The following is a 26578-nucleotide window of genomic DNA, read 5'->3' on the forward strand; positions in this document are numbered from 1 at the left end:
GGGAAACCGGGCCCCGTGGCCCGCCCGGAACGCGACAATGAGCAGAATCGCACGCCCTACGCGCCGGCGAGCGCCTCCTGGCCGGCCGGCAGCGTGCCGTCGTCCTCGTACGCCTCGGCGCCGGCGAGCTCGCGACCCGCCACGTACCCGAAGGTGAGCGCGGGCCCGAGGTTGATGCCTCCGGCCGGGTAGTAGCCGCCCATGATGCTGGCCTGGTCGTTGCCGGCCACGAACAGCCCGGGGATCGCGGAGCCGTCGGCGCGCAGGACCCGCGCCCGCCCGTCGGCGGCGAGCCCCGCGAACGTCCCGAAGGACCCGGGCACTACCTTGACAGCGTAGAACGGGCCCTTCTCGATCGGCGCGAGCGAGGGGTTCGGCCCCACCTTCGGATCGCCGCCGTAGCGGTTGAACTCGGTCTCGCCCCGCTCGAACTCGGGGTCGACGCCGCGACGCGCGCCCTCGTTGAACTGCGCCACGGTCTCGCGCAGCCCGGCCGGGTCGATCCCGCACTTCGCGGCGAGCTCCTCGAGCGTCCGCCCGCGCTTGAGGTAGCCCGAGCGCAGGTACGGGAACAGCGGCACGGGCAACGGCTTGGCCATGCCCAGCGGGTACTTCCGCACGAACCGCGAGTCGGCGACCTGCCACGACTCGACCGCCTCGCCCTCGGGCGTGGCCGCAACGAGCGCAGAGACGTAGTCGTAGTAGCCGTTGGCCTCGTTGACGAACCGTCGCCCGTCCCGGCGCACGCCGATGGAGCCGGGCTTCGCGCGGTCCATGATGTGCGGGAACGTGCCCACTGTCCCCTTCGCGTACGGGACGAGCGACACGGGGCACCACGCCGCCGGAGACTCGACGTCCGTGACGAACTTCGCCCCGACGGACTCGCCGAGCGTGATCCCGTCGCCGCTCGTCTCCTTCGGCGCGAGGGTCCAGTGCTCGCGGCCGGTCGGCGTCTTGGGGAACAGCTCGCGCCGCCGCTCGACGTCGTTCGGGAACCCCCCGGCCGCGAGCACGACGCCGCGCGCAGCGTTGATCTCGTACTCGCCCTGGGGGCCCCGCACCACAGCACCCGTGATCCGGCCGCCCTCGGAGAGCAGCCGGACCGCGGGCGTCGAGACGCGCACGTCCGCACCCAGATCCTCGGCGCTCTGCAGGAGCCGCCCCACGAGCGCGGTGCCGTTCACGAGCTGCATGCCCTTGCGGTGCACGGCCATGTCGAGCACGTGCCGGCCCACGCGCCACGCCGAGTACGCGATGCCCTGGAGGCTGCCCTGGGACGCCGAGAGGAACTTTGTCAGGTCGGGCCCGGCCATGATGCCCATGCCGAGGAACGACGTCTCGTACAGCTGCCCCCGGAGGAGCTTCTGGACGCGCTTGGACAGGCGCCGGGCATTGATGGGCGCGGGCCCGACGGACCGATGGCCCGTGCCCGCCTCGGGAGTCTTGCCGTAGATGTCCCTGATCTTCGCGCCGGGAGTGAACTGCAGGCTCGTCTTCTCCTCGAAGAAGCCGACCATGTGCGGGACGGCCTCGAGGAACGCGTCGATCCGTGCGGCGTCGTACCTCTCGCCGAGACGGTGGCGCAGGTAGGTGCGGAACCGTTCAGGGTCCTCGTCGACGCCGTCGGCCTTGGCCAGCGGGTTGCCGGGGGTCCAGGCCCAACCGCCGGACCACGCGGTCGCGCCGCCGCACACCTCGGCCTTTTCGACCACCACGACGCGGAGCCCGTGGTACGCCGCCGTCACGGCCGCGGCGAGGCCGCCGGCGCCGGAGCCGATGACGAGGACATCGGTGTCGACGGTGGGACGGGCGGGCGGGGCGGGCGGGACGGGGGCGGTCATGCGAGGGCTCCGTTCGAGGCAGCGGGCAGGATGGGGCTGAGGGTCTGGGCTTGGGTGAGGACGGCGTCGGCGGCCTGCCTGAGATGGCGGGCCCAGCCGAGCTCGCCGAGGCGCACGACGTCGGCGGGGGACGGCGCTTCGACGCTCACCGGGGTGCTGCTCGGCAGCGCGGCGACGATCTCGGCGAGGTCCAGGCCGCCCTCGCCGGGGGCGAGGCGGGCGGCGCGCGACTCATGGACGAGGCCTTCGCGGTCGGCGGGGCGCCCGGCGGGGGCGTCGCAGAGCTGGAGCATGGGGACGAGGTCCGCGATGCCGGCGAGCTCGGGCAGGCTCCCGCCGAAGCGGCGGAAGTGCAGGGTGTCCACCACGACCCAGGCGCCCGCGGCCCGCGCCGCCCGGGCCGCGGACCCGAGCGAGTTGATGTGCTGGTACGAGATGGGCTCGAGCGTGGGCGTGATGCCGAAGGCCCGGCCGTCCTCGGTCATCTGGGCCAGGCTGTCGGCGAAGCGGGCTGGCTCGGGGTCGGCGCCGGCCACGGTCATGGTCCGCGCGCCGAGGGCCTGGCCGGCCTCGAACATGCGCAGCCACGCGTCGCGCTGGTCGCCTCCGTCCATCAGGAGGAACTCGATGTCCACGATCCGGACGCCGGTCGAGCGGACGTTCGCGAGCGTCTCAGCGAGCATCGGCGAGCCCGGCTGGAGGTCGTAGGGCCGCTCGGCCGAAGTCACGTGGCGGACCCGGGCGCCGATGAAGTCGAAGCCCGCCTCGGCCGCGATGAGCACAAGCTCCGGCGGCGCCGTCTCGAGCAGCGAGAGCTGGGCGAGGCCCACCTCGCGGCGCCGTCCGGGAGCTGGAACGTGCGGGGCGGTCATGCGAGGGCTCCTTCGAGGGCGCGGGACTGGGCGGCGGGCGCGTCGGCCGAGGCGGTGGGGGCGATGCCCGCGGCAAGGACGTGGGCGAGGCGCTGCGCAGCGTCGTACCCGCTCTTGATCGCATTCGACGCCGTGGGCGGCAGCTGGTCCACGACCGTCCCAGCGAGCACCACCGGCACCCCGGCGCCGAGGCCGAGCGCGGCCTCGCGGCCCTCGCGGTCCACTGCGGCGCCGAGCGGGACCACGCCGCGCGAGACCAGGACCGGCCCGGGGGCCTCGAGCCACCGCTCGCCGTCCGGCCCGACCACGCGGACGCGGCCGGCAGGCGTGCCGGGGGCCTCGGCCTCGACGATGCGAGAGTCGAGCACGATCCGCACGTCCGGATTCGCCTCGAGCCGCGGGACGGCGAGGATCTTGGCGCGGCGGCCCGACTCGGGGGCGATCACCTGCTCCGGCCCGACAAGGAGGACCCTCGTGCCGCGCGTCGCGAGGGTGTCCGCCGCGGACATCGCGACGGAGTCCGCACCCCAGATCGTCACAGCCTCCGGGGCCGTCTCGGTGCCGGCGAGGAGGCCGGAGTGACCGGTGAGCCAGTCCCGGATGTCGAGCACGGCGTCGAGCACGCCGTCGTGCGCGGCGTTGTCAGCACCGTCCCCGGTGACCCGGAAGCCGTGACCCGGCCGGGCCCCGCCGGTGGCGACGACGATCCCGTCCGCCCCGAGCTCCCGCGCCAGCGCCGCGAGGTCCGCAGGATCGAAGCGGGCGCCGAGGCGCACGTCGACGCCAAGCCGTACCAGCTCGGCGCGGTTCCAGTCGAGGTACCGGTGGAAGTCCGGGGTGGGGCGCATGCGGGCGGCCAGCGCGAATTGGCCGCCGATCAGCTCCCCCGCGTCCAGCAGCGTCACGCGCGCGCCGGCCTCGGCGAGCTCGCGCGCCGCGGTCAGGCCGGACGGGCCGGCCCCGAGGACTGCGACGTGGGGCGCAGCGACGTGGCGCACGACGGCGCGTGCCCCCTCCGCTTCGACGCGCACAGCCTCGCCGCGCACCCTCGGTGTCGGCACGGGCACCCGCGAGCGCCCGACGGCCGGGTTGACCGTGCACGTGACCTGGCCGAGGCCGAGGTTGTCGATGCACACGTTGCACGCGATGCAGGGCCTGTAGCCGGCGTTGCCGGGAAGGCCGCGGCCGAGGACGGCCGGCACGAAGTCCGGGTCGGCGTGGACGGCGCGGCCGAGGGAAACGAAGTCGCACACGGCGTCGGCGAGGACGCGCTCGATCGCCTCGGGCGAGTTGAGGCGCCCGGCCATGCCGAGCGGGAGGCCGAACCGGCGGTACGCGCGGGCGTAGTCGGACAGGACGCCGGGCTTCCATTCGCCGGACTGCACGATCCACTCGCCGGCCTCGTAGGAGCCGGCCGAGAGGTCGAGGAAGTCGAGCGCATCGAGGTCGAGGCGGGACACGACGTCGAGGGTCTGCTCGGCGTCCAGGCCCCCTTCCGATGGCGATACGCCCTCGACCATGGAGATCCGCATGCCCACGAGGGCCTCCGGTGCGGCGGCCCGGACGGCGCGGATCACGAGGTTCGGGAAGTGCTCCGGGGCGCCGAACTCGTCGGCACGGCCGTTGGTGCGCGCGGACATGAACTGGTGGATGAGGTAGCCGTGGCCGCCGTGGATGTTGATGACATCGAAGCCGGCCTCGACCGCACGGCGCGCCGCGGCGGCATACGCGTCGATGAGCTCGTAGCACTCCTCGGTGGAGAGGGCGCAGGGCATCTCGCCGCCCGCGATCTCGCACGGCACGGCCGCCGGGGCGACGGGCGGGAGCCCGCTCACCGCGGACTGCGCCGTGCGGCCCCCGTGGTTGATCTCGACGGCGGCCAGGGCGCCCGCCGCGTGGACCGCGTCGGCGAGCTCGCGGAACCCGGGGATCACGGCATCGCTGTGCAGGCCGAGCTGGTGGGTGCGTCCCTTGCCGTCGGCGCGGACGTAGGTGGCCTCGGTCGTGACGATTGCGAGGCCGGCCTTCGCGCGCGTCACGAGGTAGTCCGCGTACTGGACGGTCATCCGGCCGTCCGTCGTGCCGTAGTTGCGCTCCATCGGGGAGCTCACGAGGCGGTTGCGGAGCGTGCGCTGCGGGCGGCCGTTGCGGCCGAGGGTCAGCGGGGTCGGGGCCAGGGGGCTGCTGGCGGGGTTCATGCGAAGGCGTCCTCTCGGGAGAAGGTGACGGGGCGGCCGGTGCGGGAGGACTCGTACACGGCCAGGAGGATCCTGAGGGCCGCGGTGGCGTCCGGGCCGGTGACGGCGGGATCGCGGCCCGCGCCGTCATTCGCGCTGAGCGCCGCGACGAAGTCCAGGATCTGGGCCGTGTGGTGCGGGATGAGCTGGCCGTTGATCGCGGCGAGGTCCACGTTCGGGTCGACGCTGGCGGGGTGCACAGGCTCGGACTCGATGGTCCCGCCGCGGGCAAAGACCGTCACGCGGCCGTCGGTGCCCTCGGGGAACTCGCTGAGCTCGGCGGTCGCGCCCGTCGCCCCGGTGACTCGGATGCTGATGCCCAGGCTCGGGGTGGCGGCGGTGGAGGCGGAGACGGTGGCCATCGCGCCGGAGGCGAAGCGCAGCACGGCGGCCGAAGTGTCCTCGACCTCGATCGCGTGCCTGAACGTGCCGATGTGGCCGTGCACCTCGACGACCTCGCCCATGAGCCACTGCAGGAGGTCGATGTAGTGGATCGCCTGGGTCATGAGCACGCCGCCGCCGTCGGTGGCCCAGGTCCCTCGCCACGCTGCGGCACTGTAGTAGGAGGGATCGCGGTGCAGGAGCACGGACGCGTGGCCGAGGATCGGGCGGCCGAGCGTGCCGTCGTCGATCGCCGCCCGGAGCCGCTGCGCTGCGGGCCAGAAGCGGCGCTGGAAGAGGACCCCGAGACGCACGCCCGCGGCGTCGCACGCGGCGACCATGCGCTCGGCGGAGGGAAGGTCGATCGCGATCGGCTTCTCGCAGAGCACGTGGACGCCGGCCGCCGCGGCGGCGAGGACCACGGACTCGTGCGTGGGGTGCGGGGTGCAGACGGAGACGATGTCCACGCCGGCGGCGAGGAGCTCCTCGACCGAGCCGAACGCCTCGGCGATCCCCCAGGTCTCGGCGGTCTGGCGGGCGCGGTCGGCATCGACGTCGCACACCGCCACGACGGCGGCCTCGGGAATCGCGGCGAACGCCTCGAGGTGGTTGCGGCTGATGGCGCCGCAGCCGACGATCCCGACACGGTACTGCTTGGTGGTCATCGGAGGTCCCTTCAGTCCGTCTCGGCCACGAGTTCGAGGAAGTGCGCCCGCATGCGGGCACGGTCGGCGGGGCGGTGCGTGAACAGCTCGAACGCATCCGCGGCCTGCGCCACGGTGAGCCAGCCGCCGTCCAGCACGCGGCACCCGGCGGCGAGTGCGGCCTTGACCAGCTGCGTGACGAGCGGGCGGTACACGACGTCCGCGACCCAGTGGCGGGCCGTGAGCACCGACGTGTCGAACGGGGTGCCCGGGTGGCCCACCATCCCGATCGGCGTCGCGTTGACCACGCCGTCCGCCTCGGCGATGCGGGCGGGGACGTCCTCGAGCACGACGGCGGTGACCCGCCCCACGCTGCCGCCCTGCACTCGCTGGGCTGCTCCCGCGTGCCGCCCGAGGCGCTCGGCGAGGGCCGCGGCGCGGGATGGTTCGGCGTCTGCCACGAGGAGCTCGCCGACGCCCGCGTCGAGGAGGGCGCGGGCCACGGCGGACCCGACGCCGCCCGCCCCGACGAGCACCACGGTGCCGAGCGCCGCCCCGGGGAGGCCCTCGGCGAGGGCAGCGCGGAACCCCGTGAGGTCCGTGTTGCGGCCGGTGAGGCGCGCTCCCGGCGCAGCCGGACCGTCACCGGCGCCGTCGTGCGCCTCGATGACCACGGTGTTGACCGCGCCCAGCTCCCCCGCGTCCTCGGACAGCGCGTCGAGGCCCTCGATCACCGACTGCTTGCACGGGTGCGTGACGTTCAGCCCCGTGTAGCCGAGGCGGGCGGCGTCACGGGCGAGCTGCCCGGCGTCGCCCGGGGTGAGGCCGAGTTCGTCGATGTCCAGCGTGCGGTACACGTAGCGGAGGCCCTGGGCCGCGGCCTCCCGCTCGTGCAGGAGCGGGGAGAGCGAGCCCGTGACGTTCGCGCCGATGAGGCCGATGAGGTGGAAGTTGGGGGCGGTTGGGGCGGCGTGGGCGGGGGTCATCAGGCTGCGGTCTCCTTGGCGGTCTCCAGCGCGGTACCAGCCACGGTGTGGGCGGCGCGGCGGGCGGGCTTCAGTCCGAGCTCGGCCTTCGGGGTGCGGAAGGTCTCGCGGGCCGTGAGGGCGGCGAGGGCTGCGACCACGCAGAAGCCCACCGTCATCCACGCGACCGGGCCCCAGTTGGCGGGGTTGCCAGCCGTGAGTGCGGTGCCGATCGCGGGGGTGAAGCCCGCCACGAGGAGGCCGAGCATGAGGCTCACGGCCATGCCGGAGTAGCGGGTGCGGGCCGGGAACAGCTCGGGGAAGTAGGCCGGGTAGACGCCGTTGGGCATCGCGTAGGCCACGCCGGTGAGGGCGATCGCGGTGAGGAAGATGAGGGCCCAGTTGCCGGTGCCCAGGACCGTGAAGAACGCGAAGACCAGGGCGGCGCTGCCGAGCGTGCCGACGATGAACACCGGCTTCCGCCCGATCCTGTCGGAGAGCCGGGCCCACATCGGCTGCGTGAAGACGGTGACGAGGTTCGCCACGGCGATGACGATCAGCATCATCGGCTTGTCGAGCTTGACCACCTCGGTGGCGTAGGCGAGGGCGAACACGGTGAAGACGGTGTTGACCATGGTCACGAGGGCGGCCAGCGTCACGCGGACCACGTTGGGGAAGTCGTTGCGGAACAGCTCCACGAGCGGGATCGCGGCGGCCTTCGCGTCCTCCTTGATCTCGGTGAAGACCTCGGGCTCCTCGAGCTTGCGGCGCAGATAGAACGCCACGAGCGTCACCACGGCGCTGAGGAGGAAGGGCACGCGCCAGCCCCAGGACATGAGGGCCTGCTGCGGGAGCATCGTCACGGGGATGAACACGACCGACGAGATGACGATGCCGAACTGGATGCCGCTCATCGTGAAGCTCGTGAAGAACGCGCGCTTGCCCTCCGGGGAGTGCTCGAGCGTCAGGGAGCTCGAGCCCGGGGACTCGCCGCCGGCGGAGATGCCCTGGACGAGCCGGAGCACGACGAGGGCGACCGGAGCGACCGGGCCCACTGCCGAGTAGGTCGGCAGGCAGCCGATCAGGAACGTCGAGGCGCCCATGAGGACCAAGGTCAGGACGAGGACGTTCTTGCGGCCGAGGCGGTCGCCGAAGTGGCCCCACATGACCGCGCCGAGGGGACGGGCGATGTAGGCGACGCCGAGGGTCGCGAAGCTCAGCAGCGAGCTCGCGGCACCGGCGTCCGGGAAGAACAGCTTGCCGAAGAACAGGGCCGCGGCGGAGCCGAAGATGAAGAAGTCGTAGTACTCGAGTGTGCTGCCCAGGAAGCCGGAGACGGCCGCGGTCTTCGCGGCGTGGGGCTTGCCGGAGACCGCAGATGTCGACGTTGACATGGGATGCTCCCTTCGGGTGATGCCAGTCACCGGGAGGTGATGGCTCCATCCAGCATGGGGGCGCTCATTGTGGCACGTCCAACACTTAGTTGATCTAGGACTATGTGTTCAATCTACACAGTTGTCGCGTGGGCCCGGCCCTCACCCCCAGACGGCAACCGGTTCTCCGAGAACGTCCTCATTGACAACCAGGCCGAGGCCCGGCGTCGGGGGCGGCAGGACACCGCCGTCCACGCGGACGGCCTCGAACTTCGCCGTCTCGAGCGTAACCATGTCCTCGACGTTGAGGATGCAGCGCAGCAGGTGCGCCGGCACCGTCGAGCCGAGGTGTGTGATCGCGGCGAAGGCGATCGCGGATCCCACCGTGTCCTGGACGCTCATCGTGAGGCCTGCTGCCCGCGCGATGTCGCGTTGGCGCCGCGACGGGGTGAGTCCACCGGCCTTCGAGACCTTCAGCCCGATGCCGTCGGCCGCGTCCTGGGCGATGGCGAGTGCGACGTCCGCATCGTTCTGGGCGAGTTCGTCCAACACGATCGGGTAGGCGCACCGCTGCCTGAGCGAGAGGGTCTCCCGCAGGGTCGAGCAAGGTGCCTCGAGCACGAAGTCCAAGCCGGACGGCAGCAGCGCCAGCATCCGCAGGGCGGTCTCGGGCACGAGCCCGCCGTTGGCGTCCACGAGGAAGTACTCGCCCGGGCGCTTGTCCGCGAGGCACGCCGCGATGCGCTCGGCGTCGAGAGCCGGGCCGCCTTCGCTGTCCAGTGCCCCGATCTTGACCGAATGACCGCGATACCCGCGGGCGCGGTGCTCGGCGACGCGGTGGCGCATGTCCTCGGGGTCGCCGGCGTAGATCGAGGAGATCATCGGCATGGGGACTCCGGTGGACCCGCCGAGGAGCTCACTGACGGGGAGTCCGACCGATTTTCCGAAGAGGTCCCAGCACGCGACGTCGAGCGTGGTCTTCGCGTGGTTGTGGCCCACGAGCGTGGCGTCCATCAGGTCGTACGTGCGGTCCACCTGGCGGGGGTCACGGCCCAACAGGGCGGGAGCCAGCTCGGCGATTCCTGCCCGGGCTCCGAGCGCGTGCGCGGCGACGTACGTGGAGCCGAACGGAGTGCTCTCGCCCCACCCATGGGTCCCGTCGTCGGCCGCGATCCTCACGATCGAGGCGTCGAAGGAGTCATAGGTCCGCCCACCGGAGAGCTGGTAGGTCCCGCCCGAGTACGGAAGGTCAACCTGGAACAGTTCGATGCTGGTGATCTTCACCGTGCAGCCTCCATCGTATCGGCGGGGATGGCCCGGGCAGCGGGTGCGAGTGGCGGGGGCAGGAGGACGAGCTTGCCCGCGTGCTTCTTGGCGAGGAAGTCCTGCTGGGCCTGGGCGATGTCGGCCAGGGCGTACGTACCCGAGACGACCGGGTGGATCTCGTGGCGCTCGATGTAGCCGATGAGGTTCTCGAAGACCTCGTCGTCCTGGAAGGTGCAGCCCAGGACCCGGAGGTCGTTGAGGTAGATGGTGCGAAGGTCAATGTGGGCGTGCGGTCCGCCGATGGCGCCCGCGATCGTGTAGGCGCCCCCGGGGCGGAGCAGTTCGAGCAGCTGAGCGGCCTGCTCGCCGCCTACCATGTCGACAACGGTGTCGACGGAGCGGTGCCCAAGGGCGGCGATCAGGTCGGTGCCCCGGTCGATGGCGCGGTCCGCGCCCTGGGCCACGACTTCCTCGGCCTTGGCCGGGGAGCAGACGGCGATGACGTGGGCGCCGCGGCGCTTGGCCAGCTGCACGGCGGCCAGGCCGACCCCGCCGGAGGCGCCGGTGACCAGGACGCGCTGGCCGGCGGACACGCCGGCGCGGTGCAGCATGTTCTCCGCCGTGGAGTAGGCGCAGGGGATGGCGGCGAGGTCGCCGTTGCTCCAGTCGCTCTCCACGGCATAGGTCTCGCGGGCGGGTGCCGTGGCGAACTGGGCGAATCCGCCGTCGCATTCGCTGCCGAAGGTCCAGCACTCATAGGGGCGGTAGTCCACGGGCGTGCGCAGCATGTTCCGCACGAGGACCCGCTCCCCGATCCGGTCTGCGGAGACCCCGTCGCCGACGGCGACGATACGCCCGCAGACGTCGGCGCCCTGGATCCGGGGGAAGGCGAGGGCCACGCCGGACCAGCTGGCATCGTCCTCGGTGATCTCGGTGAACCCGGTCGCACCGCCGGCGCTGGTCCCCGTGGTCACGGCCTTGGAGTACCAGCCGATGCGGGTGTTGATGTCCGTGTTGTTCACCGCGGAGGCGCCCACCTCGATGAGCACCTCCCCCGGCATCGGGGCGGGGACCGGGACGTCGGTGCGGTACTCGAGCTTGTCCAGGCCGCCGTGGCCCGTCAGCACTGCAGCGGCCATGGTGTCAGGCAGCGTCATGTCAGGTCCTTCTCTCTGTTGCGGACAAATGCGGTGGGGGTTGTCCTCACGGGACGAGGAGCAGCTTGCCGGTGACGGCACGGGACTGCAGGGCTGCCTGCGCGCGTCCGGACTCGGCGAGTGGGAAGGTCCCGGCGATGCGTACCTTCAGCGACCCGTCGATGACGGCGTCGAAGATCTCTCGGGAGCCCCATGAGCGCTCGTTCTGGTCCTGGAGGTAGTCGTCGATGGTCGGGCGGGTCACGTAGAGGGACCCATGGTGGTTGAGCCGCTGCAGGTCGAAGTCCGGCACAGCGCCGGAGGAGGCGCCATACAGCACGAGCATCCCGCGACTGCGCAGGGCCCTGAGCGACTCGTCGAACGTGTCGCGGCCAACGGAGTCATAGACGACGTCGGCCAGGCGGCCCCCCGTTGCCTCCCGGACCCGCTCGGCGAAGTCTCCATACCCGACGAGGGCGACGTCGGCGCCCAGCGAGCGCGCGGCGTCGGCCTTCTCCTCGGAACCGACCAGGGCGATGACGGTGGCGCCCTGCTTCCTGAGCAGCTGGACCAGGAGGCCGCCGACCCCGCCCGCGGCGGCGGTGACGACGGCGACGTCGCCCTCCTTCGCCTTCGCGGCGTCGACGAGGAACGCGTCGGCGTACGTGCGCTCGGCCTGCGTCGTGGTGACGCGGTCGCCGACCGCGAAGTCCCCCACTTGAGCGCCGACGCCGAAGAGAACGCCCATCCCCTCTGTGCCGGGGGATGGGAGGCCGCTTCGCCTCATGCCCGGCCCTGCATCCGGTGGCGCATCTCCCCGATGCCTTCGACGAACGTGACGAGCTCGTCGCCCGGGGCCAGGAAGCGCTGCGGCGCGCGGCCTACTCCCACTCCGGGCGGGGTTCCCGTGAAGATGACGTCCCCCGGCAGGAGCTCGGTGACCGCGGACAGCCGGGCAATGATCTCCGGCACGGAGAACACCATGTCGGACGTGTTCCCCTTCTGGACCAGTTCGCCGTTGATGGAGCAGCCCAGCTCGATCGCGTCCGGGTCCTCGAACTCGTCGGGCGTCACGAGGACAGGACCCATGGGCCCGAAGCTGGCGAACGACTTCGCGAGGCTGTATTGGGGCGCCGGCCCCGAGGCCTGCATCGTGCGCTCCGAGAGGTCCTGGCCCGCCGTGACTCCGGCGACGTGGTCCCACGCGCGTTCGGCCGGGATGTCGCGGCCGCCCGTGCCGATGACGACGACGAGCTCGACTTCCCAGTCCACCGTCCCCGGGGGCAGGGCGACCGCACCGGTGGGGCCGGCGAGCGAGGTGGCGAACTTCGTGAACACCGTGAGGTCCTCGGGGACCGCGAGGGAGGCCTCCGCCGCGTGGGCTGCGTAGTTGAGCCCGATCGCGAACACCTGCCGAGGCTCGGGGGCAGGATTGCCGAACTCCTCCGGGGCGATGTCGGCGAGGCTCCTTCCCTCCTTGCCCTCGAGGCCGGCCGCAACCCGCAGCAGCTCGTCCCAGCGTCCGTAGCAGTCCTGGATCCGGGGGCTGAATCGGCCCTCGGTCCCCTCGGAGATGTCGACGGCGTGGCCCTGCCCGGTCACGAGCACGAGCCGGCCGGAAATGGTGGCGAGTCGCATACGTCCCCTCAGGCCGAGACGTCGAACTCGATGGCGCCCCAGCCCTCGAACGCGCCGGACCAGCGCCCGGCCTCAGCCATCGGGACTGCCTGGAGGCAGCTGCCGGGGAGGATGACCTGCCCGGGTTCGAACGCGACGTCGTACGCGGCGAGGCGGTTGGTGAGCCACGCGACGGCGGCGAGCGGGTTGCCGAGGATGTTGCGCGTGTTCCCCGAGATGACCTCGCGGTCGTTGAAGGTCAGGACCCCGCGCGTGCTGCTGAGGTTCAGGTCGGTGACCCGGCGCGGGGTGCCGCCGAGGAGGACTGCGCCCGTGGACCCGTTGTCGGCGAGGGTGTCAGGGAGGCCGATCGCCCAGTCCTTGACGCGGGAGTCGATGATCTCGATGGCCGGGAGGGCGTAGTCGATGGCACCGATGACGTCGGCGATCGTGGTGTTCGGTCCGGCGAGGCGGCCCTTGAGCACGAAGGCCGGCTCGAGCTCGACGAACGGCTCGATGAACGCCGAGCGCTCGAGGGAGGTGCCCTCGTAGGCAAACGAGCTCGCGAGCAGGTGGCCGTAGTCGGGCTGGTCGAGGCCGAACGCGTCCTGCATGACCTTGGCGATGTTCCCCAGCTTGTAGCCGACCAGGCGGTCCCCCTCGGCGAGGGCGTGCTGGACGTTGATCTTCTGGACCTCGAAGGCTGCGTCCGGGTCCAGGCCCGGCCACGTCTCGGTTGGGGCGGGGACCGGCTGCCCTTGGAGGCGGGCGGTGCGGAGGGTGTCCGCGACGGTCTCGAGGGTGATGGTGGTCATGGTGGTTCCTTGTCTGGTGCTGTTGCTTGCCGGAGCCATCAGGCGCGCAGGTCGGGGCGTCCGTCGATGAGCCGGTTGAGGTGCCAGAGGTTGGCGTCCTGCAGAGGCGCGGGGAGGAGGTCCTGGGGGACGTTCTGGTACGACACCGGCCGCAGGAAGCGGTGGATCGCGAGCGTCCCGACGGAAGTCGTCCGGGAGTCGGAGGTGGCGGGGAACGGCCCGCCATGGACCATGGCGTGGCCGACCTCGACGCCGGTGGGCCACCCGTTGAGGATGATCCGACCGACCTTGCGCTCGAGCACGGGCAGCAGCTGGGCCGCGAGCGGGTGGTCCTGCTCGCGGGCGTGCACGGTGGCGGTGAGCTGGCCCTCGATCCGTTCCGTGGCCGCGGCGAGGTCGTCGGCCCCCTTGTAGCGGACCACGAGGCTGGCCGCGCCGAAGATCTCCTCGTGGAGCACCGGGTTGTTCGCGAAGGCGTCGGTGTCCGTCCCGAACACGGCGGGCGCGGGGGCGTTCTCGGTGGAGCCGTCCTGGCCGCGGGCCACGAGCTCGACCTCGGCGACGTCGCCGAGGATGCGCACGCCCTGCTCCCAGGCCGCGGCGATGCCGGGGGTGAGCATGGTCTGCCCGGGCTGGGCGGAGACGGCGCGGGCCACGGCGGCGACGAAGGCATCGCCGCCCTCGCCCGCCGGGACGAAGAGGAGTCCGGGCGCAGTGCACAGCTGGCCCGAGCTGCCCGTCACGGAGGCGACGTACTGGCGCGCGAGGGTCTCGGCGTCGTCGAGCGCTCCCGCGAGGATGTAGGTGGGGTTGATGGAGGACATCTCCGCGTAGACCGGGATGGGCTCGGGGCGGGCGGCCGCGGTCCGCATGATGGCCAGCCCGCCGGCGCGGGACCCGGTGAAGCCGACGGCCTTGATGGCGGGGTCGGCGACGAGGGCCTGTCCGATGCCCGTGCCGGCACCGTAGACGAGCGAGAAGACGCCGGGATGGAGGTCCAGGCTCCTCACCGCGCGGGCGATCGCCTGGCCGACGAGCTCCGAGGTCCCGGGGTGCGCGTTGTGGGCCTTGACGACGACGGGGCAGCCCGCCGCGAGCGCCGAGGCCGTGTCCCCGCCGGCCACCGAGAAGGCGAGCGGGAAGTTGCTGGCCCCGAAGACGGCGACGGGACCGAGCGGGACCTGGCGGAGCCGGATGTCGGCCCGTGGCAAGGGAGTGCGGTCGGGCAGCGCGGGGTCGATCCTGACGCCGCGGAAGTCCCCTTGCCGCACGACCTCCGCGAAGAGGCGGAGCTGGCCGACGGTGCGGGCGCGCTCGCCGCTCAGCCTCGCGGCCGGCAGACCGGTCTCGGCGCTCGCGCGGTCGATCAGCTCATCGCCGATGGCCTCGATGTTCTCCGCGATGGCCTCGAGGAAGCGCGCGTGCCTCTCGGGCTCGAGGGCACGGAAGGAGTCGAAGGCCTCGGAGGCGGCCTCCGTGGCCGCCTTGAGCTGCCCTTCGCCGAGCATACTGTAGGCGGGCTCGAGGGCGTGGTTGGTGGCGGGGCTGATCCCGGAGGCCGTGCCGTTGGTTCCGGCGACGGTCTCCCCGGCGATCAGCGAGTGTCCGGTGAGGGTCATGGGTGTCTCCTCGCGCGGGTGCGCGGTTCAGAAGGATCGGGTGGTGGGACGTCAGCTGCCGTGGCCGAGGTGCCAGATGCCGAGGGCCGAGAGCATCTCCCGGGGGTCCCACACGACCCATTCCTCGGCGATCTTGTCGCCTTCGAACGTCAGGAAGGAGGCTCCGGTGACGGTCACGGTGCGGCCGGTGGCCGGGACGTCCATGAAGGATCCAGTGTGCGTGCCGCTGCTGCGCCAGTGGATCGCGGCCGTCTCACCGTCCTCGATGATCTGGAGGATCTCGGTGGTGATGTCCGGGAACGCCTCGTGCGTGGCCTCGATGGTCTGCTTCAGGGCCATGTAGTCCTCGGTGCCGGACTTGGAGCGGCGGGCGTACCCGGGCGTGAGCAGCTGCTCGAAGGGGGCCAGGTCGCCGTCTCCCCAGGCCTTGTTCCACGCGGTGAGGACCGCCTCGCGTCTCGTGCTCATGATGCGCTCCTGGCTTCTGCGGGGGCGGGGATGTCGATGGGGAGGTACTGGCCGAACTTGCCGCCGCGGAAGAGCAGTGCGTCGCCCGTTCCCTGCTCCATGGAGGTGACGGCCCCGACGACCATGTAGTGGTCGCCGACCACGACTTCAGCGGTGACGGCGCAGTCGATCCACGCGGTGGCGCCGTCCAGATGGGGTGTGCCGAGGGGGCCCGTGGTGCAGGGCAGGTCGTCGAACTTCCGCGGGCCCTTGCGGGAGAGCGAGCGGCAGACGGCGATCTGCTCGTCGGCGAGGATGTTCGCGGTGAAGTTCTGGAGCTTGCGCAGCTTGGGCCAGGTCGAGGAGGACCTGTCGACACAGAACATGACCAGCGGGGGCTCGAGCGAGAGCGACTGGAAGGTGCCCACGATCAGACCGAGCTTCTCGTCGTCGTCGTTGACGCCGGTGATGGCCGTGACGCCCGTGGGCAGCAGCCCGAGGATCTGGCGGTAGTACGCGGGCGTGATCTGCGCGGTCGCGGCCTCTGGGGCGGTTGCGATGTCCATGTCAGTTCTCCTTGAAGCTTCCGAAGCGGCCGCCGTGGAAGATGAGGGGGGCGCCGCTGCCGGGGGCCATCTCCAGGACGTTGGCGATAACAATGAGGTGGTCGCCGCCGGGCAGCTCGTGCCCGAGGGCGCAGTCGAACCAGGCCAGCGCGCCGTCGATGCGCGGGGCGCCCCACTGTGAGGCCGACCAGTCGACGGCGCTGAGCTTGTCCTCGCCCTTGGCGGACAGGGCCTTGCAGACGGGCTGCTGGCCGTCGGCCAGGAGGCTGACGCTGAACCGGCCGGAAGCAGCGATCTTGGGCCAGGACGTGGAACTGTGCATGACGCTGAACGTCACCAGTGCCGGGTCCATGGACAGGGAGGCGAACGTCCCGACGATCATCCCGTGCTGGGCCCCGGTGACCGGGTCGGTGGAGCAGATCGCCGCGACGCCGGTGGGGAGGTGGCGCATGACGGCGCGGTAGGTGTCCGAATCGATGGGACGGGCGACGCCGGCGTCGATGGGTCGGGCAATGGCGGGGGCGCTCATGGCTGGTCCTCCTTCAGTTCTGCGTGGATGGCGCGGCTGGCGCTGAGGCCTGACTCGACGGCGCCGTCGAAGAAGCCGGCCCAGATGTTGGCGATGTCGCCGCTGGCAAAGTGCAGGCTGCCTTCGCTGGCCTGCTGGGCTGCGTGGTACTTGGTGAGCTGCCCGGGGCGCTGGATCTGCCAGGTCTCCTCCGCGTACGGGTCCGCGCCCCACGGGTGGCCGGTGGCCTCGAGGACCTCGAGGTCGTCGCGCCAGACCCGGACGGCTTCCTGGACTTGGGCGATGTCGTTGACGTCGATGCGGTTGGCGTCGGCCCCGAAGCCGACCAGGACGGCGTCGTCCTCGCCGACGAATTCGGTGCGGATCACGGACAGCGGCTTGTCCTGGGCGGAATAGGCGAAGAACGGCTTGATCGGGCCCCCTCCTCGACGGCCGACCCTGAGCCAGGCCTTCACGCCCTGGGACGCGGTGCGCTCCCGGCTGGGGGCGAGCTTGCCCTCGGACGGCGCGGGCTGGACGTCGAGCCTGTGCAGGATGTTCTGGGGCAGGGTGATGACGACCTTCCTGGCCGAGATCTCCTGGCCATCGCCGTAGGACACCGTGGCGCCCTGAGCGTCGTGACGGATCGCGGTGACGGGGGCTCCGAGGCGGATGTCGGCGTCCGTGTCTGCGGCGATGGCCTTCGGAAGGGTGTCATTGCCGTCCTTGATCCGGTAGATCGCCGAGGCCTCGTGCATGAGGTGCCAATGGCCTGAGGCGGCGGCGGTCCAGCGCAGGGCGTTGACGTAGGCGCAGTGGTGAAGGGGGGCGTTGAAGTGGCCCACCCAGGCGGCCTCGTTGGCGTTGCGCTCGTCCTCGGAGAGGTCCAGCTTGTCCAGCATCTCCTGGAGGTTGTACTGGTCCGCCTCGGCGAGGTTCTCGACCGTCAAGGGGGCGTCGGGGCGGGGCAGCCACTTCATCGTGTCCTCGAGGAGCCGGGTCATGCCCGGGTCGATGAGGGCCATGAAGTCGTCCAGATCGCCGCGGCGGACCTCATTGCCGGCGAGCCAGTAGGTCTCCTCCGACCGGGGCCCGCGGGAAACCTCGAGGCCGTAGCGGGTGACCTCGGCCCAGACGTGGGGCTGGGTCCAGTGGAGCCAGTTGCCGCCGAGCTCAAGGTGCTGGCCGAGGCGCGACTCGGTGTAGATGCGGCCGCCGAGGCGGTCGCGGGCTTCGAGGACTACGACCTTGTGGCCGCGGTTCCCGAGCTCGCGGGCGGTGATGAGGCCGGCGAGGCCGGCGCCGATGACGACGACGTCAGTCTGTTCGGTCATGTGGATCTCCTTCGATTCCTGGACTGTCGGCGGCGCGGCGGTCAGCGTGCCGCGGCTGCGAGGTGCCTCGCGCGGTGTGCGGTGGCCGGGTGGGAGTCGAGCGTGCGCTTCTGACCGAAGAGCTTCTCGCGCAGGGTCACCGGCTCCTGCCCCTCCGCGCGGGCCGGCGAAACGAGTCCCTGCGCGCGGAGCACAGGCAGGGCGAGCTCGATGAACTCCTCCCAGCTGCCGGGCTTGGTGGTGTAGGAAAGGTTGACGCCGTCGATGTCGGCCTCGTCGCGCCAGCGGCGCAGCTCGGCGGCAACGGTCTCTGGCGAACCGACGATCGAGGCGCCCGTGCCGCCGACCGCGAGGAATTCGGCGATCTGGCGCGGGGTCCAGTCACGGTCCGGGTCGGCTTTGGAGAACATGTCCACCATGGACTGGCTCGCCTTGGTGCCTACCGAGCGCAGCGGAGTGTCCAGCTCGTACTGCGACATGTCGACGCCGGTCCAGCCGCTGAATCGGGCAAGAATCCCCTCGACGGGCGCGTTCCCCACGGCCTTGCGGTACTTCGCCTGGGCCTCCTCGTCGGTGGGAGCGACCACGACGGTGAGCAGGATGACGATCTTGACGTCGCCCGGGTCGCGCCCGGCGTCGGCGACGGACTGGCGCACCTTGGCGGCCGTCCGCTTCGCGCCCTCGAGGTTGGTGCTCTGGATGAAGACCGCCTCGGCGTGCTTGCCTCCGAACGCCAGGCCCCGGGAGGAGGAACCGGCCTGGAACAGCACCGGCGTGCGCTGCGGGGAGGGCTCGCACAGGTGGAAGCCCGGTACGGTGAAGTGCGTGCCGGCGTGGTTGATCTGGTGCACCTTGGCGGGGTCGATGTAGGTGGCCGATGCGGCGTCGCGGACCACCGCGTCCTCCTCGAAGGACCCCTCCCACAGCTTGTAGACGACGTCCATGTACTCGTCGGCCATGTCGTAGCGCTCCTCGGGGGTGAGCTGCTGCTCCCGGCCCAGGTTGCGCGCCGCGGCCTCGGAGTAGGACGTGACGATGTTCCAGCCGATACGGCCGTTGGTGAGGTGGTCCAGGCTGCTGTACTTGCGGGCCAGGAGATAGGGCGGCTCGTAGGTTGCCGAGCACGTCACGCCGAAGGTGAGGTGCTCCGTCACCGCGGCCATGCCGCTGATCAGCACCGTCGGATCGTTGATGGGGAACTGCGCAGCGTCGCGCAGGGCCGCGTCCCCGTTGCCGCGGTACACGTCGTGATAGCCGACGTTGTCCGCGAAGAAGATCCCGTCGAAGCTCGCGTCTTCGAGCATCCGGGCAACGCCCGTCCAGTACTTCAGGTCGGTGTAGCGGTGGCCCTGATCGCCCTCGGCGCGCCAGGACCCGGATGTCAGGTGGGACGGGGCGAAGACGTCGAACGCGAAAAGGCTGAGGGGCTGGTTCTTCATGGCAGCGGTTCTTCCTTGGACTCGTGCCGGACAGTGCGACAGATCGTGCGATGAGGCTACGGGAGAGACGTTCACGATTTGAACGTTGTGTTCAATTTAGATGTTGCTCAGATCACTGTCAAGGGGGAATCCACCCTTGACACCGTCTGTGGCGCATGCCATATTTTTGACCACCACGTTCGAGGAATGAACGCCCCGCAGTCCTCGTGAGCACCCCTCCCCTTCAGCCGAGTCACTTCGACCGGCACTCCAACCACGTTCGAGAAGCACGAGAACAAGGATGTCCATCGTGAAGTCACCCACACTGTCTGCCCACCGGAGCGCGCTCGAGGCGCCGGCGGCACCGGATCCGCGCAAGCAGCGGTTCATCATCAAGCTCAGCGGCGTCATCGCCGGCGGCATGTTCATCGACGGGTTCATCCTCGGCGGCATTGGGCTCGTCATGCCCGCCATGACCGAGGGCCTCGGCCTGGACGCGCTCTGGCAGGGCCTCATCGGCGCCTCTGCCCTCATCGGCATCTTCTTCGGCGGGCCGCTCGGCGGCTATCTCGCGGACAAGATCGGCCGGAAGCCAATGTTCATCGTGGACCTGTCGATCTTCCTCGTCGGCTCCGCCGGGCAGTTCTTCGTCACCGATGCGTGGCAGCTCTTCGCCATCCGCCTCCTGATGGGCATGGCAATCGGCGCCGACTACGCGATCGGCTGGCCGCTCATGGTCGAGTTCTCCCCGGCCCGGCTGCGCGGCAAGCTCATGGCGTTCCAGGAGGTCGCCTGGTACGTCGGCTACCTGCTCTCCTACGCGATCGGCTACTACATGTCCACGGGCATCCACGCTGACTGGCGCATCATCCTCGGCATGAGCACGGTCCCCTCGCTCATCGTCTTCCTGCTCCGCCTCGGCACACCGGAGTCTCCGCGATGGCTCATCAGCAAGGGACGCCGCGAAGAAGGCCTCGCGGTCGCCCAGGAGTACATGGAGGAAGCCGAGATCCGAGATCTCGCGAACGAGAAGCCCGTGACGCCAAGCTTCCGGAAGCTGTTCTCGCGTCAGTACATCAAGTCGACCACCTTCGTCTCCATGTACTGGGTCTGCAACGTCACGCCGTACTTCGCCATCGCCACCTTTGCGCCCATCGTGCTCGAGAGCCTCGGTGTCGAGGACGGCCTCGCGGGCGCCCTGCTACTCAACGGCGTCGTGGCAGGCGGCGCCGTGGCCGCGATGTTCCTCATCGAACGCGTCGGCCGCCGCAAGCTCGCCATCCCGCCGATGTGGATCAGCGCGGCGGCCCTCGTGGCCATCGGCCTCCTGGCCCATGTGTCCCCGATCATCATCCTCGTCAGCTTCATGACGTTCTCCTTCGCGAACGCCATCTCCACCGCGCTGACCGGTGTGTTCCCCGGAGAGGTCTTCCCCACGGAGATCCGCGGGGCCGGCGTCGGCTTCGCGACCGCCTTCTCCCGCATCGGTGCGGCGGCTGGAACCTTCGTCCTGCCGATGTCGGTGACCGCCCTCGGGGTCGGCGCGACCATGCTGATCGCCGCCGGCATCTGCGCCCTCGGCGCCATCATCTCCCAGTTCCTCGCACCCGAGACGACGGGTCTGAGCCTGAGCGACACCTCGGCCCCCATGGACTGACCAGATGACGATGAGGGGCGCCCTCCCGCACTGCGTCGGGAGGGCGCCCCTCGCCCGCGCCACCACCAGCGCACCGCAATCCGCAAAGGACGAAGGAAGGAAGAACATGAAGATCCACGGGGAAAGCGCCGTGCACAGCCCCCTGCCGGCGCCGCGCCTGACGCTGGGCGACGGCAGGGCCCACCTCGGCGCCTGGAGCAGCTTCCGCGACCCCGCGGCGGTGGACGTCCTCGCCGCCGAGGGATTCGACTGGATCTGCATCGACGGCCAGCACGGCGGAGCGGAGCTCTCCGAGTTCAAGGACCTCATCGACGCCGCGCACGCGTTCTCGGTACCGTCCATCGTGCGGGTATCCGGCCATGACCTCGGGGCCGCGGGCCGCGTGCTCGACGCCGGGGCCGGTGGACTCGTCTTCCCGACGGTCGAGGACCCGACCACCGCGGGGGCCCTCGTGGCCGCCTGCCGGTTCGCGCCCAGGGGGAAGCGCAGCTACGGCCCGACCCGTCGCAGCCCGCGCTACCCGAAGCCCATGCCCGGCGACCCGCGGGAGGACGCGCTGTGCATCCTGATGATCGAGACGGCAGAAGGGCTGGCGAACCTCGACGGGATCCTCGCAACAGGGCCCGACGGGATCTTCGTGGGCCCATACGACCTGTCCCTGAGCCTCGGGGTATCGCTCGAGGAACTGACCACGGGCGGGCACGCCGCCGTCCTGGCCGACATCGCGCGGCGGTGCACCGACGCCGGAGTCATCCCCGGCATCTACACGGGCGAGCCCGAGCTCTCCCGGAAAATGCTCGCCCTCGGATTCCGCTTCATGCCGGTGGCCTCCGACGGCGGCCTCCTCGCCCTCGCCGCACGGAGCGCGGTGTCGGCGTCGGCGAACCTGCCGGACCTGTCGGCGCCGAGCCTCGCGAACGTCTGAGCGCACGACGGCGGCCCTCGCCACCGGGGGCCGCCGTCGGTGCCGCCAGCCTCAGCTCCGAAGGTGAACGCGCCGTTCGACAACTGAGGAAAGGCCCTAGGATGGATCGGAAGTGACAAGGGGGGCAAGGGAGCCCCCGCAATCATCCGAACCGGGAGCGGACATGGCGCGGCGAACCGAAGCAGCCGAGACACGGCCTGACAGCGAGGGGTCAGGCGCTGAAGAGACCCTCGACCTGACCAACAAGTCGGTGGTCAAGGCCACGGCGATCCTCCGCGAGCTCGGCCGCCATCGGCAGGGCATCACTGCGACAGAGGTCGCCCAGGCGGCGGGCATGACCCGCCCCACTGCCTTCCGCCTCCTCCTGACGCTGGAGCAGACGGGCTTCGTGGACAGGGTGGACAACCGCTACATGCTCGGATGGCAGATGGCCCGGCTCGGCAAGCTCGCGGACCCGTACACCGGCGTGGTCGCCCGCATCCAGCCCGTCCTTGACGAGTACGCCGCAAAGATCAAGGAGACGATGAGCTTCGCCATGATGCGGAGCGAGACGTCGTACGACGTGATTGCCGAGGCCTCCGGCTCGCGCTACCTGAACGTGTCCCACCTGTACGTCGGCGTCACGTACCCGGCGCACGCGAGCGCCACGGGGAAGGTCCTCCTGGCCGAGCTGAGCGATGACAAGATTGCGGAGGCGCTCCCCGCCAAGCTCGAACGCTTCACCAAGTCCACGATTACGAGCCGCGATGCGCTGATCCGGGAGGTGCACCGCGTCCGGGACCAGGGCTACGCGATCCTCGACGACGAGCTCGAGGAGGGGCTCTTCGCCATGGCCCGGGCGGTCCGGGATGCCGGCGGCGCCTTGGTCGGCATCGTCGTCGTCCAGGGTCCCACGCCGCGCTTCAAGACGGATCGGCTGCCCGAGACGGTGGACCTGCTCTTCCAGGCCTCCGACGAGCTCGGGAAGGCGCTCGCCTAGGACGCCAGCGGCAGCGCGAGCGCCACGAGGCTCCCGCGCGACGGGTACTTCCACCGCACGAACTGCACGGGAACCCCTGCGTGCTCTGCAACGAGTGCATGGGTGACGGCGTCGGCGCCGAGCGTTCCCTTCACCTCCGCGACACACGCCGCCAGGACCGCGGACCTCCGCTCGTCCCTCGCGCGGAGGATCTCCTCGACGGGCCTGCCGGCCTTGCGCCTGGTCTTCTGACGCCAATACGTCATGTGCTCACCTCTGGCAGGTCCGGATCAGTCGGCCTCAGGCCGCGTCGGCTTCCTCGATGTACAAGCCCATCCACGGGCTGGAAGTCAGGGCACCCCAACGGTCACCGGGGACCTCGCGGGCGTCTGCGTCAGCGGTCCCGCGGCGCGGGGCCGCGAAGAAGCCGAACGTGCCGAAGGCGCTGGTCAGGATGCGGTGCATGGTGCTCATGGGAGTCCTCGTCTCTCGGGCCCGGTGAGCCGCCGTTGGCTCCCCGTCGTGGCATATTTGAACGTGACGTTCACTTAATGAACATGCTTCTATTGTGTCTCGTCTCACTCCAGGGTGCAAGAGGCTCAGTCCAGAAGACAGGGAAGGATGACGCGTTGGGGTCCTTGGCGCCTGCGCTGCCGAATGCAGAACGCCCCCGGTTGTGGAGAGTGCCCCCTTCATCCGAAGGGGGCACTCTCCACAACCGGGGGCAGACTCAGGCGAGGGCGCGTAACCGGCACCGGGACCGTTCAGTCCTCGGAGGGCTTCTCCTGGTCGGTTGGCTCCCCTTCGGCGCCGGCCCCCGGGCCGGCGGGCACCGCGGCCGAGGCGGGGTAGGCCGTCGACCGCTTGCGCCGAAAGGTGAGCAGGAATGCGATGGCGCCCGCAAGGAACAGCAGCCCAGAGACCCACGTGTTCACGCGCAGGCCGAGGATGAGGTTCGCGTAGTCGGAGCGCATGAGCTCGAATGCGAATCTGCCCGCCGTGTAGGCGGCGACGTACAGCGCGAACACGCTCCCCGCGCCGAGGCGGAAGCGCCGGTCGAGCCACAGGATCACGGCGGCGGTCACGAGGCACCACACGGATTCGTAGAGGAACGTGGGCTGGAAGTAGCCGATCACCACGGGGTTGCCGGCCAGGTCCGTCACGGCCTGGCCGGTGGCGGAGTCCATCTGGTGGATCTGCAGGCCCCACGGCAGGTCCGTCGGGTCGCCGTAGAGCTCATTGTTGAACCAGTTGCCCCACCGGCCGATCCCCTGCGCGATGAGCACCCCCGGGGCGACCGTATCCGCGAACGCGATGAACGAGACCTTGGCGCGCCGGCACCCAATCCACGCGCCGAGCGCGCCGAGGGCGACGGCGCCCCAGATCCCGAGGCCGCCGTCCCAGATCGCGAACGCGTTCCACGGGTTCCTCCCGGGAAGGAAGTACAGCTCCGGATCGGTGATGACGTGGTAGATGCGGCCGCCGACAATCCCGAAAGGGACCGCCCACAGGCTAATGTCAGTGACCTGGCCCGGCAGGCCGCCGCGCTCCTTCCAGCGCCGCGAGGCGATCCACACTGCGACCACGATTCCGGCGATGATGCACAGGGCGTAGAAGTGGATGGTGAAGGGCCCGATCGGGAACCCGCTCACCGTCGGGGACGGGATGTACGAGGGCGCAGACAGCGTGGGACTCACTTCCGGATCGTACCAACTGCCGGTGCGCTCACGCTGGGTGGCACGCACCCACGGCCGAGCCTCACGCCGGCGTCGGCAGCACCTCCGTGGCGACCTCGAGGACATACGGCAGCACGCGCGACGGGTTCGCCGGCGACCACGCGAGCCCGTGGCGAAGGGAGGGCGGCTCCCCGGCGGCCGGCACTGCCAGCGGCACGTACACGGCCCCGTGGGGCAGGATGTCGCTCATCCCCTCGCTCACGAGGCTCACGCCCATGCCCGCGGCCACGAACGTGAGGATCATGAACGGGTCGCCGATGGTCTGCACCACGCGCGGCCGGAACCCCGCCGCGACGCACGCCGCGGTCGCGGTCCGCTCGAGGTCGGAGCCGCCGCCGGAGGGCATCATGATGAAGTCCTCGTCGCGCAGTTCCGCGAGCTCGAGCGTGGCGCGGTGCGCGAGCGGGTGGTCCACGGGCACGACGGCGCCGAGCGCCTCGCGCGCGATCAGTCGGGACTCGAGCGGGGACGGGTCGAGCGGCAGCCCCACGAAGGCCAAGTCGAGCGTCCCCTGCATGAGGTGCGTGACGGCGTCGCCCGTCACCACCCGACCCTGGAGCGAGAGGACAACGTCCGGGTACCGCCGGCGCAGCGCCCGGGTGAGGCGCGGGAGTGTTCGGTGGTTGATCGCGCCCGTGAAGCTGATGGTGAGGTGCCCGTAGACCGTGCCGACCGACGCGTGCGCGGCCTGCCGGGCCACCTCGAGCTCCTCGAGCGCCCGGTACGCGTGCGGCAGCAGCGAGCGCCCGGCGGCGGTGAGCGAGACACTGCGCGTGCTGCGGTCGAACAGCGGCACGCCGATGTCCTTCTCGAGCTTCCGGATCGTCTGGCTCAGGGGCGACTGCGCGACGTGCAGCCGCGACGCCGCCCGCCCGAAGTGCAGTTCCTCCGCGACGGCCACGAACGCCTCGAGCCACCTGATCTCCACGGCCCCATTCAAGCACCCGGCCGGGATCGGGCGCCGGATAGGGTGGAGCGGTGACAGCGACGAAGGACTCCGAGAAAGCAGCCGGCACCGGGGCGATCCCCGACCCGGTCCTGAGGTCGATCGGCTTCCTCTCGTTCTTCGACCGGTTCGCCACGCCCCCGATGCTCGTGGTCCTCGCCAGCCGCACGGGCATGACGCTCGCCGAGGCGGTGGGCCTCGTCGCGTCGTATGCCCTCTTCTATGCCCTCGGCCAGCCGCTGTGGGGGTTCATCAGCGACCGGTTCGGCAGAGTGACGGTGCTCCGGACGGCCCTCGCGGGGCTGGCCGTGGCCGCGGTCGCAAGCACCCTGTTCAGCGCCCATGCACCCCTGCTCGTGGCGCGCTCCGCGGCAGGACTCATGGCCGGCTGCCTGTACCCGACCCTCCTGACGATCATCGGCGACACCCGCACCGGGATCGAGCGCGCCCGCGGCCTCTCGGACCTCCAGATCTACTCGGCGCTCGGCACCACGGGTGCGACGCTCGCGGCAGGCGCCCTCGCGGCGTTCACGGACTGGCGGGTGGTGTTCGGGCTCCCGGCGCTCGGCTGCCTCGCCTTGCTGTTCTTCCTCCGCCGGGCGCACGACGGCGCCACGCACCGCCGCGGTCACGTGGACTTCCGCGCGGCGTTCTCGGGCGCAGCCCTGGGGGTCTACGGCGTGGCGGTCCTCGAGGGCGCGGTGCTCATGGGCATCCTGACCTACTTTGTCCCGGCCCTGCAGCACGCGGACGTGCCGATCGCCCTCGCGGGACTGCTCGCCGCCGCCTACGGGGTCGGAGTGATCGTGGGGGCGAGGTTCATGCGCGGCCTCGTGAAGCGGTTCACGCGGACCCAGCTCATGGGGATCGGCGGGGTGATCCTGCTGGTGGGGTACGCGGCGTCGTCCGTCGCGCAGATTCCGGTGACGGTCACGGCCACGGCTCTGCTCGTGGGCGCCTCGAACGCTGTGCTGCACTCGTCCGTTCAGGGATGGGCCACGGAGGTCGCGCCGAAGGCCCGGGCCACGACCGTCGCCCTGTTCGCGTGCGCGCTGTTCCTGGGCAGCTCCGTGGGGACGTTCCTCACGGCCGGGTTTGCGGATGCGGGGCGGTATGGTGCGATCTTCCTCCTGGGACTCGGCGCCACTGGGGTGCTCATCGCGGTGGTGACGCTGGGGCACTCGGCGTGGGAGCGGCGTCGGGCATAAGACCGCGTTCAGGTTTCACCAGCCGCGTGTGCGGCCTTCACCAGGACCACGGCGCCCACGACGGCGCGCCCCCGGGCTTCCCCGGCGTTTCGCGCGGGCTCCGCGCCTT

25 protein-coding genes are annotated in these 26578 nt (G+C 71.0%); 4 read left to right on the forward strand and 21 right to left on the reverse strand.

Translation table 11 applies throughout. The features are described 5' to 3' along the window. Positions 1-56: 56 nt before the first annotated feature. From SCMU_RS19775 to SCMU_RS19855, 17 genes are all read right to left on the reverse strand, one after another. Positions 57-1841 (reverse strand): FAD-dependent oxidoreductase, encoded by a 1785-nt coding sequence (locus tag SCMU_RS19775; protein ID WP_229230780.1) that lies wholly within the window; start codon positions 1839-1841, stop codon positions 57-59. Then, on the reverse strand, positions 1838-2713 hold the full coding sequence (locus SCMU_RS19780) for a sugar phosphate isomerase/epimerase family protein (RefSeq protein ID WP_229230781.1): 876 nt from the start codon (positions 2711-2713) through the stop codon (positions 1838-1840). Before SCMU_RS19780 ends, SCMU_RS19775 begins: the two co-directional genes overlap by 4 nt. Continuing rightward, entirely contained in the window at positions 2710-4911 is a 2202-nt protein-coding gene (locus tag SCMU_RS19785) for an FAD-dependent oxidoreductase (protein WP_274602899.1), read from the reverse strand. Before SCMU_RS19785 ends, SCMU_RS19780 begins: the two co-directional genes overlap by 4 nt. Then, positions 4908-5996 (reverse strand): Gfo/Idh/MocA family protein, encoded by a 1089-nt coding sequence (locus SCMU_RS19790; RefSeq protein WP_229230782.1) that lies wholly within the window; start codon positions 5994-5996, stop codon positions 4908-4910. The genes SCMU_RS19785 and SCMU_RS19790 overlap by 4 nt, the downstream gene beginning before the upstream one ends. An 11-nt stretch (positions 5997-6007) precedes the next feature. After that, positions 6008-6961: a shikimate dehydrogenase gene (locus SCMU_RS19795; protein ID WP_229230783.1), complete on the reverse strand. Its 954-nt coding sequence runs from the start codon at positions 6959-6961 to the stop codon at positions 6008-6010. Then, positions 6961-8334, reverse strand: a complete 1374-nt coding sequence (locus SCMU_RS19800) for an MFS transporter (protein ID WP_229230784.1) — start codon at positions 8332-8334, stop codon at positions 6961-6963. Before SCMU_RS19800 ends, SCMU_RS19795 begins: the two co-directional genes overlap by 1 nt. A gap of 141 nt (positions 8335-8475) precedes the next feature. Then, a complete protein-coding gene (locus SCMU_RS19805; protein ID WP_229230785.1) occupies positions 8476-9597 on the reverse strand; it encodes a mandelate racemase/muconate lactonizing enzyme family protein in 1122 nt (373 codons plus the stop codon). Beyond that, a complete protein-coding gene (locus tag SCMU_RS19810) occupies positions 9594-10736 on the reverse strand; it encodes an alcohol dehydrogenase family protein (RefSeq protein WP_229230786.1) in 1143 nt (380 codons plus the stop codon). The genes SCMU_RS19805 and SCMU_RS19810 overlap by 4 nt, the downstream gene beginning before the upstream one ends. 46 nt (positions 10737-10782) lie before the next feature. Then, on the reverse strand, positions 10783-11463 hold the full coding sequence (locus SCMU_RS19815; protein ID WP_229230787.1) for a zinc-binding dehydrogenase: 681 nt from the start codon (positions 11461-11463) through the stop codon (positions 10783-10785). Positions 11464-11498: 35 nt separating this feature from the next. Beyond that, positions 11499-12353 carry a fumarylacetoacetate hydrolase family protein gene (locus tag SCMU_RS19820; RefSeq protein ID WP_229230788.1) on the reverse strand — a complete coding sequence of 285 codons (855 nt, stop codon included), beginning with the start codon at positions 12351-12353 and terminating at the stop codon, positions 11499-11501. An 8-nt stretch (positions 12354-12361) separates the two neighbouring features. After that, a complete protein-coding gene (locus SCMU_RS19825) occupies positions 12362-13147 on the reverse strand; it encodes a 2-keto-4-pentenoate hydratase (RefSeq protein WP_229230789.1) in 786 nt (261 codons plus the stop codon). A 38-nt stretch (positions 13148-13185) separates the two neighbouring features. Next, complete coding sequence (locus tag SCMU_RS19830; RefSeq protein ID WP_229230790.1) at positions 13186-14766, reverse strand: aldehyde dehydrogenase (NADP(+)); 1581 nt, start codon at positions 14764-14766, stop codon at positions 13186-13188. 51 nt (positions 14767-14817) lie between these two features. Continuing rightward, complete coding sequence (locus tag SCMU_RS19835) at positions 14818-15234, reverse strand: ester cyclase (protein ID WP_229230791.1); 417 nt, start codon at positions 15232-15234, stop codon at positions 14818-14820. Beyond that, positions 15231-15779 carry a flavin reductase family protein gene (locus SCMU_RS19840; RefSeq protein WP_229230792.1) on the reverse strand — a complete coding sequence of 183 codons (549 nt, stop codon included), beginning with the start codon at positions 15777-15779 and terminating at the stop codon, positions 15231-15233. Before SCMU_RS19840 ends, SCMU_RS19835 begins: the two co-directional genes overlap by 4 nt. A 1-nt stretch (position 15780) precedes the next feature. Then, entirely contained in the window at positions 15781-16308 is a 528-nt protein-coding gene (locus SCMU_RS19845; RefSeq protein WP_229230793.1) for a flavin reductase family protein, read from the reverse strand. After that, the gene (locus tag SCMU_RS19850) at positions 16305-17621 is read right to left on the reverse strand and encodes a flavin monoamine oxidase family protein (RefSeq protein WP_229230794.1); all 1317 of its coding nucleotides are present in this window, start codon (positions 17619-17621) and stop codon (positions 16305-16307) included. The genes SCMU_RS19845 and SCMU_RS19850 overlap by 4 nt, the downstream gene beginning before the upstream one ends. 41 nt (positions 17622-17662) lie before the next feature. Beyond that, positions 17663-19060, reverse strand: a complete 1398-nt coding sequence (locus SCMU_RS19855) for an LLM class flavin-dependent oxidoreductase (protein WP_229230795.1) — start codon at positions 19058-19060, stop codon at positions 17663-17665. A 280-nt stretch (positions 19061-19340) separates the two neighbouring features. On the opposite strand from SCMU_RS19855, the gene SCMU_RS19860 reads away from it, so the two are divergent. From SCMU_RS19860 to SCMU_RS19870, 3 genes are all read left to right on the forward strand, one after another. Further along, entirely contained in the window at positions 19341-20696 is a 1356-nt protein-coding gene (locus SCMU_RS19860) for an MFS transporter (protein ID WP_229230796.1), read from the forward strand. Positions 20697-20802: 106 nt separating this feature from the next. After that, complete coding sequence (locus SCMU_RS19865; protein ID WP_229230797.1) at positions 20803-21621, forward strand: HpcH/HpaI aldolase family protein; 819 nt, start codon at positions 20803-20805, stop codon at positions 21619-21621. A gap of 163 nt (positions 21622-21784) precedes the next feature. Next, on the forward strand, positions 21785-22600 hold the full coding sequence (locus SCMU_RS19870; RefSeq protein WP_229230798.1) for an IclR family transcriptional regulator: 816 nt from the start codon (positions 21785-21787) through the stop codon (positions 22598-22600). On the opposite strand, the gene SCMU_RS19875 is transcribed toward SCMU_RS19870, so the two are convergent. From SCMU_RS19875 to SCMU_RS19890, 4 genes are all read right to left on the reverse strand, one after another. Further along, complete coding sequence (locus SCMU_RS19875) at positions 22597-22845, reverse strand: hypothetical protein (protein WP_229230799.1); 249 nt, start codon at positions 22843-22845, stop codon at positions 22597-22599. The genes SCMU_RS19870 and SCMU_RS19875 overlap by 4 nt on opposite strands. Before the next feature lie 34 nt (positions 22846-22879). Beyond that, on the reverse strand, positions 22880-23053 hold the full coding sequence (locus tag SCMU_RS19880; RefSeq protein WP_229230800.1) for a hypothetical protein: 174 nt from the start codon (positions 23051-23053) through the stop codon (positions 22880-22882). Between the two features lie 290 nt (positions 23054-23343). Beyond that, entirely contained in the window at positions 23344-24276 is a 933-nt protein-coding gene (gene lgt, locus SCMU_RS19885; RefSeq protein WP_229230801.1) for a prolipoprotein diacylglyceryl transferase, read from the reverse strand. 61 nt (positions 24277-24337) lie between these two features. Beyond that, positions 24338-25243: a LysR family transcriptional regulator gene (locus SCMU_RS19890; protein WP_229230802.1), complete on the reverse strand. Its 906-nt coding sequence runs from the start codon at positions 25241-25243 to the stop codon at positions 24338-24340. Between the two features lie 50 nt (positions 25244-25293). Between SCMU_RS19890 and SCMU_RS19895 the strand changes: the two genes are divergently transcribed. Then, positions 25294-26469, forward strand: coding sequence for an MFS transporter (locus SCMU_RS19895; protein WP_229230803.1), 1176 nt, complete (start codon positions 25294-25296; stop codon positions 26467-26469). Positions 26470-26578: the final 109 nt, after the last annotated feature.

Source organism: Sinomonas cyclohexanicum (genome assembly GCF_020886775.1).
Classification (GTDB): Bacteria; Actinomycetota; Actinomycetes; order Actinomycetales; family Micrococcaceae; genus Sinomonas; species Sinomonas cyclohexanicum.